This is a genomic window from Fluviibacter sp. (assembly GCF_057744235.1).
In genome coordinates, this window is record NZ_JBIJFP010000032.1 from 1 (window position 1) to 6,001 (window position 6,001).

The following is a 6,001-nucleotide window of genomic DNA, read 5'->3' on the forward strand; positions in this document are numbered from 1 at the left end:
GGTCTCAAGTTCGACCAGCTGATTGATCTCTGCGGCATGGATTATCTGACTTACGGCGGCAAAGAGCCGCATTCGCAGCGCTTTGCCGTTGTGGTGCATCTGCTGTCGGTTGAGTTAAACCAACGCCTTCGAGTGCGCGTTTACGCACCGGATGCCCAGATGCCCGTGGTAGATTCGCTGGTCGATGTCTGGACAGCTGCTAACTGGTTCGAACGCGAAGCTTTCGACCTGTACGGTATTCTGTTCGTCAATCACCCGGATCTGCGTCGTATTCTGACCGATTACGGCTTTGTCGGTCACCCGTTCCGCAAGGATTTCCCGGTTTCGGGCTACGTTGAAATGCGTTACGACGATGAGCAGAAGCGTGTCATCTATCAACCTGTCACCATCGAGCCGCGCGAAAATACGCCACGGGTTGTGCGTGAAGAAACCTACGGCGAACCTGCGCGTTAATCGCGGGTTCACTTTTACAGATCAGTACGGACCTAACCGGACATCCAGGATCGCAGCATGTCAGAGATTCGTAACTACACATTGAACTTTGGTCCCCAGCACCCTTCGGCACACGGTGTGCTGCGTCTCGTGCTGGAGCTGGATGGTGAAACCGTCGAGCGTGCCGACCCGCATATTGGTCTGCTGCATCGTGCGACAGAAAAACTGGCTGAAACCCGCACCTGGGTTCAGTCCGTGCCTTATATGGATCGTCTGGACTACGTGTCCACGATGTGTAACGAGCACGCTTACTGTCTGGCCATTGAAAAGCTGCTAGGTGTGCAGGTGCCGGAGCGTGCCCAGTATATTCGCGTGATGTTCGACGAAGTCACCCGCCTGCTCAATCACCTGCTGTGGATCGGCTGTCACGGTCTGGACGTGGGTGCCATGACCATGGCGCTGTATACCTTCCGTGATCGTGAAGATCTGATGGACGTGTACGAATCCGTATCGGGTGCCCGTCTGCACGCTGCGTATTTCCGTCCGGGTGGTGTGTACCGCGATCTGCCGGATGTCATGCCGAAATATGAAGTCTCGCGCTGGAAAGATGCCAAGCGCGTTGCCGAGCTGAACGAGAACCGTCAGGGTTCGCTGCTCGACTTCCTCGAAGACTTTACCAATCGCTTCCCGAAGTATCTGGATGATTACCATACCCTGCTGACCGACAACCGGATCTGGAAACAGCGTCTGGTGGACATCGGTGTGGTGACCCCGGAACGTGCCCTGAATATGGGTCTTACGGGTCCGATGCTGCGTGGATCGGGTATTGCCTGGGATCTGCGCAAGAAGCAGCCGTATGAAGTGTATGACCGTCTGGATTTCGATATCCCGGTCGGTACGAATGGTGACTCCTACGACCGTTACCTGGTTCGTATGGAAGAGATGGCGCAATCCAACCGCATTATCAAACAATGCATCACTTGGCTGCGTGCCAATCCTGGCCTGGTTATGAGTAATGACTACAAGGTTGCGCCACCGCCGCGCGAAGCCATGAAGTCAAACATGGAAGAGCTGATTCACCACTTCAAGCACTTTACGGAAGGTGTTCACGTGCCCGAAAACGACTGCTATGCGGCTATCGAGCATCCGAAGGGTGAGTTCGGCATCTATGCATCGTCGGACGGTGCCAACAAGCCGTACCGCTTGAAGATTCGTGCGCCGGGCTTTGCCCATCTGTCGGCGCTGGAAGAGATGTCGCGTGGTCACATGATCGCCGACGTGGTCACGATTATCGGGACCCAGGATATCGTTTTTGGTGAGGTTGATCGCTGATGCTGACTCAGGAAACCCTCGCGCGTTTTGATCGCGAAGTTGCCAAGTACCCGGCAGAACAGAAACAGTCGGCCGTTATGGCCTGCCTGACGCTTGCTCAGGTAGAAAAGGGCTGGCTGGATAAAGACACGATTGCCGAAGTGGCGGCGTATCTGGATATGCCCGCGATTGCTGCGGAAGAAGTGGCGACGTTCTACAACATGTACAACCTCAAGCCAGTCGGTAAGTACAAGCTAGCGGTCTGTACCTGTATTCCCTGTGCGTTGTCCGGTGGTCGTGATGCTGCACTGTACCTGGCCGAACGACTCGGTATCGAACTAGGTCAGACAACGGCCGATGGTCGTTTTACACTGGTTGAAAGCGAATGCCAGGGTGCCTGCGGTGATGCACCGGTGGCACTGGTCAATAATCACAGTATGCGCAGCTTTCTGACACCGGATAAGCTGGATCAACTGCTTGAGGAGCTGAAGTAATGGCGATGCTCGGTTCCATCAATCCGATTATGACTGCTGGCTGGCAGGGTGATGCCGGCTGGGGTATCGACGCCTACATCAAGCGCGGCGGCTACGAAGCCCTCAAAAAAGTGCTGTCTGAAAAGATGCCGCCGGAAGGTGTGATTGCTGAAGTCAAGAAGTCTGTTCTGCGCGGTCGTGGCGGCGCCGGCTTCCCGACGGGCCTGAAGTGGAGCTTTATGCCCCGCACCATGCCGGGCGACAAATACATCTGCTGTAACACTGATGAAGGCGAACCGGGGACCTTCAAGGATCGCGATATCATGCGTTATGACCCGCATTCGGTCATTGAAGGCATGATTATTGGTGCCTATGCCATGGGTGCGACCCGTGGTTACAACTATATCCACGGCGAAATCTACGAACTCTACGAGCGCTTTGAAGCCGCATTGGCTGAAGCGCGTGCCGCCGGTTTCCTGGGTCAGAACATTCTGGGTAGCGATCACTCGTTCGAGCTGTTTGCACACCATGGTTACGGTGCTTACATTTGCGGTGAAGAAACCGCACTGCTGGATTCGATTGAAGGCAAGAAGGGTCAGCCCCGCTTCAAGCCGCCGTTCCCGGCCTCGTTTGGTCTATATGGCCGTCCGACGACGGTCAACAATACCGAGACCTTTGCCTCGGTGCCGTTCATTATCCGTCTGGGGGCCGACAACTTCCTTAACGCCGGTAAGGAAAACAACGGTGGTACGAAGCTGTTCTCGATCTCGGGCCATGTGGAGCGTCCGGGTAACTACGAGATCCCGCTGGGTACGCCGTTCTCGACGCTGCTGGAAATGGCGGGTGGTATGCGCGGTGGTCGCAAGCTGAAGGCGGTGATCCCGGGTGGATCATCATCACCGGTGCTGCCTGGCGATATCATGATGCAATGTACGATGGACTACGATTCCATTGCCAAAGCTGGTTCGATGCTGGGCTCGGGCGCTGTCATTGTGATGGACGAAACCGTCTGTATGGTCGACGTGCTGAACCGCCTGTCGTTCTTCTATCACGAAGAATCCTGTGGTCAGTGTACGCCGTGCCGCGAAGGCACCAACTGGCTGTATCAGATTGTCCACCGTATCGAAAACGGTCAGGGCAAGATGGAAGATCTGGATCTGCTGTTGTCGATCTGCGGCAACATTTGCGGCCGCACAATTTGTGCCCTGGGTGATGCTGCGGCATTCCCGGTCATGAGCTTCCTCAAGCATTTCCGTTCGGAGTTCGAATACCACATTCAGCACAAGACCTGTCTGGTGCCGAAAGAGGTGCAGCGCTCCGGTAGTACCTTCCACAGACATCCGAACGCCGCCTGACCGGGCGTCCCGCTTCATTCATAGATCTGATTTCGCGAGTCGCACATGCTAGAAATTGAAATCGACGGCAAAAAGGCCCAGGTAGCAGACGGTTCAACCGTCATGGATGCTGCCGGCCAGCTGGGTATCTACATTCCGCACTTCTGTTATCACAAGAAGCTGTCGATTGCGGCGAACTGCCGGATGTGTCTGGTTCAGGTAGAAAAAGCGCCGAAGCCGCTGCCGGCCTGCGCAACACCTGTGACCAATGGCATGAAGGTGTTCACCCATTCTGATCTGGCTGTGAAGGCCCAGAAGGGCGTGATGGAGTTTCTGCTGATCAACCACCCGCTGGATTGCCCGATCTGCGATCAGGGCGGTGAATGTCAGCTGCAGGATCTGGCCGTGGGTTATGGTCAGTCCGGTTCGCGCTTTACCGAAGAAAAACATGTGGTTTTCCACAAGAATGTTGGCCCGCTGATTTCGATGGAAGAAATGAGCCGCTGCATTCACTGTACCCGTTGCGTACGTTTCGGCCAGGAAGTGGCCGGCGTCATGGAATTGGGCATGGTTAACCGCAACGTCCATTCCGAAATCACCACCTTTGTCGGTAAGACCGTCGATTCCGAGCTGTCGGGCAACATGATCGATATCTGTCCGGTGGGTGCGTTGACCTCGAAGCCGTTCCGTTATTCGGCCCGGACCTGGGAACTGCAGCGTCGCAAGTCGGTGTCGCCGCATGACTCGACAGGTGCCAACGTCACCGTTCAGGTCAAGGGTGATGTGGTCAAGCGCGTGCTGCCGCTCGATAATGAAAACGTTAACGAATGCTGGATCTCCGATAAGGATCGCTTCTCGTACGAAGGTCTGAATAGTGCGGATCGTCTGCTGAAGCCGATGCTGAAGCAGGGCGGTCAATGGCAGGAAGTGGAGTGGAACGAAGCCCTGGATTATGTGGCTCACGGTCTGCGCACGATTGCCAAGGATGCCGGTGGCGACCAGATCGCAACCGTTGTCAGCCCGCATGCCACGCTGGAAGAAATGGCCCTGGCGGGTCGTATCACCCGTGCACTGGGTTCGGACAACATCGATTTCCGTCTGCGTCAGCAGGATTTCCGCGCTGATGCACAACGCCCGGGTGCCGCACCGTGGCTGGGTCTGCCGCTGGCTGATCTGAGCAATGTGGATGCCGCTCTGATTGTTGGCGGCTTTCTGCGTAAGGATTCACCGCTGGTCGCTCAGCGTCTGCGTTACGCTGCACGAAACGGTGCCGAAGTTTTCTCGGTCAATGTCAGCAGCGATGACTCGCTCATCAAGCATGCCGGCATGATTTATACGCCACCAGGTCAGCTGGTGGCGGCGCTGGCCGGCGTTGTTCGTGCGGCTGCCGATATCAAGGGAGTTCAGGCATCTGCCCTGGCAGCCACCGGCAATGCCGGTGCGCTGGAGCAGCAGATTGCCACAGCACTGATCGGTGATGGCGAAGGCGCGCCGCGTGCCATTCTGCTGGGTAATCTGGCACAACAGCATGTTGATTACTCGCTGCTCGAGCAGTTAGCCGGTGAGCTGGCGACCATCACGGGTGCTGCTGCCGGTACGGTGGGTGAAGCCGCCAACTCGGTCGGCGGTTACGTTGCCAAAGCCTACCCGCAACAGGGTGGTCGTGACGCATCGCGTCTGTTTGCCGAACCACGCAAGGCCTATGTTTTGTTCGGTTGTGAACCGTCGCTGGATGTGGCCAACCCGGCCCAGGCGCTGCGTGCCCTGAATGCTGCAGATATGGTTGTGCAGTTCGCGACCTTCAAGGATGCCGACGCCATGGCGTATGCCGATGTGCTGCTGCCGCTGTCGCCGTATACCGAAACCTCCGGCACCTTTATCAACAATGAAGGCCGCGTGCAATCCTTCGTTGGCGTTGTCAAGCCGGCCGGCCAATCGCGTCCGGGCTGGAAGCTGCTGCGCGTACTCGGCAACCTGCTCGACGTCGAGCGTTTTGATTACCTGAGCAGCGAAGACGTGCGTAACGACATTCTTGGCACTGACAGTGTTCTGCCGGAAGGGTCGCTGGCGCGTGTGTTGCCGGTCATGGACACTGCACCGACGGTGGTTGCCGGTAATGGTCTGCAGCGTATTGCCGATGTGCCCATTTACTTCGCGGATGCGCTGGTGCGTCGCTCACCATCGCTGCAGAAGACCCGCGATGCACAGGCCCCGGTTGCCCGCATGAGTGCGGCCACACTGGCTGGCGTTGGTGCTGCTGATGGCGGCTCGGTGCGCGTCAAGGGTAGTGAAGGCGCTGCGGTACTGAATGCCGTACTCGATATCACCGTGCCGGATGGTTGCGTCCGCATCGCTGCGGCGCATCCGTCGACAGCGACCATCGGTGCCTTGAATGACATGATCGTTGTGGAGTGTGTCTGATGGATGCCCTGATTCAAGTTGGTCAAAATC

General features: G+C 56.9%; 5 protein-coding genes. All 5 read left to right on the top strand.

Annotated features, from left to right (window positions below):
- On the top strand, positions 1-453 hold a 453-nt coding region (locus tag AC3GOJ_RS09875), incomplete at its 5' end, for an NADH-quinone oxidoreductase subunit C (protein ID WP_488237300.1).
- 57 nt (positions 454-510) lie between these two features.
- Positions 511-1,764, top strand: coding sequence for an NADH-quinone oxidoreductase subunit D (locus AC3GOJ_RS09880; RefSeq protein ID WP_488237301.1), 1,254 nt, complete (start codon positions 511-513; stop codon positions 1,762-1,764).
- Positions 1,764-2,237, top strand: a complete 474-nt coding sequence (gene nuoE / locus AC3GOJ_RS09885) for an NADH-quinone oxidoreductase subunit NuoE (protein ID WP_488237302.1) — start codon at positions 1,764-1,766, stop codon at positions 2,235-2,237. Before AC3GOJ_RS09880 ends, nuoE begins: the two co-directional genes overlap by 1 nt.
- Positions 2,237-3,571 carry an NADH-quinone oxidoreductase subunit NuoF gene (gene nuoF, locus AC3GOJ_RS09890; RefSeq protein ID WP_488237303.1) on the top strand — a complete coding sequence of 445 codons (1,335 nt, stop codon included), beginning with the start codon at positions 2,237-2,239 and terminating at the stop codon, positions 3,569-3,571. Before nuoE ends, nuoF begins: the two co-directional genes overlap by 1 nt.
- Positions 3,572-3,616: 45 nt before the next feature.
- Positions 3,617-5,971: an NADH-quinone oxidoreductase subunit NuoG gene (nuoG, locus tag AC3GOJ_RS09895; protein WP_488237304.1), complete on the top strand. Its 2,355-nt coding sequence runs from the start codon at positions 3,617-3,619 to the stop codon at positions 5,969-5,971.
- The last annotated feature ends 30 nt before the right edge of the window (positions 5,972-6,001 follow it).

What these genes read in the sequence shown, in the direction of transcription:
- AC3GOJ_RS09880 (WP_488237301.1), top strand. Translation starts at nt 511, where the DNA reads ATGTCAGAGATTCGTAACTACACATTGAACTTTGGTCCCCAGCACCCT.
- nuoE (WP_488237302.1), top strand. Translation starts at nt 1,764, where the DNA reads ATGCTGACTCAGGAAACCCTCGCGCGTTTTGATCGCGAAGTTGCCAAG.
- nuoF (WP_488237303.1), top strand. Translation starts at nt 2,237, where the DNA reads ATGGCGATGCTCGGTTCCATCAATCCGATTATGACTGCTGGCTGGCAG.
- nuoG (WP_488237304.1), top strand. Translation starts at nt 3,617, where the DNA reads ATGCTAGAAATTGAAATCGACGGCAAAAAGGCCCAGGTAGCAGACGGT.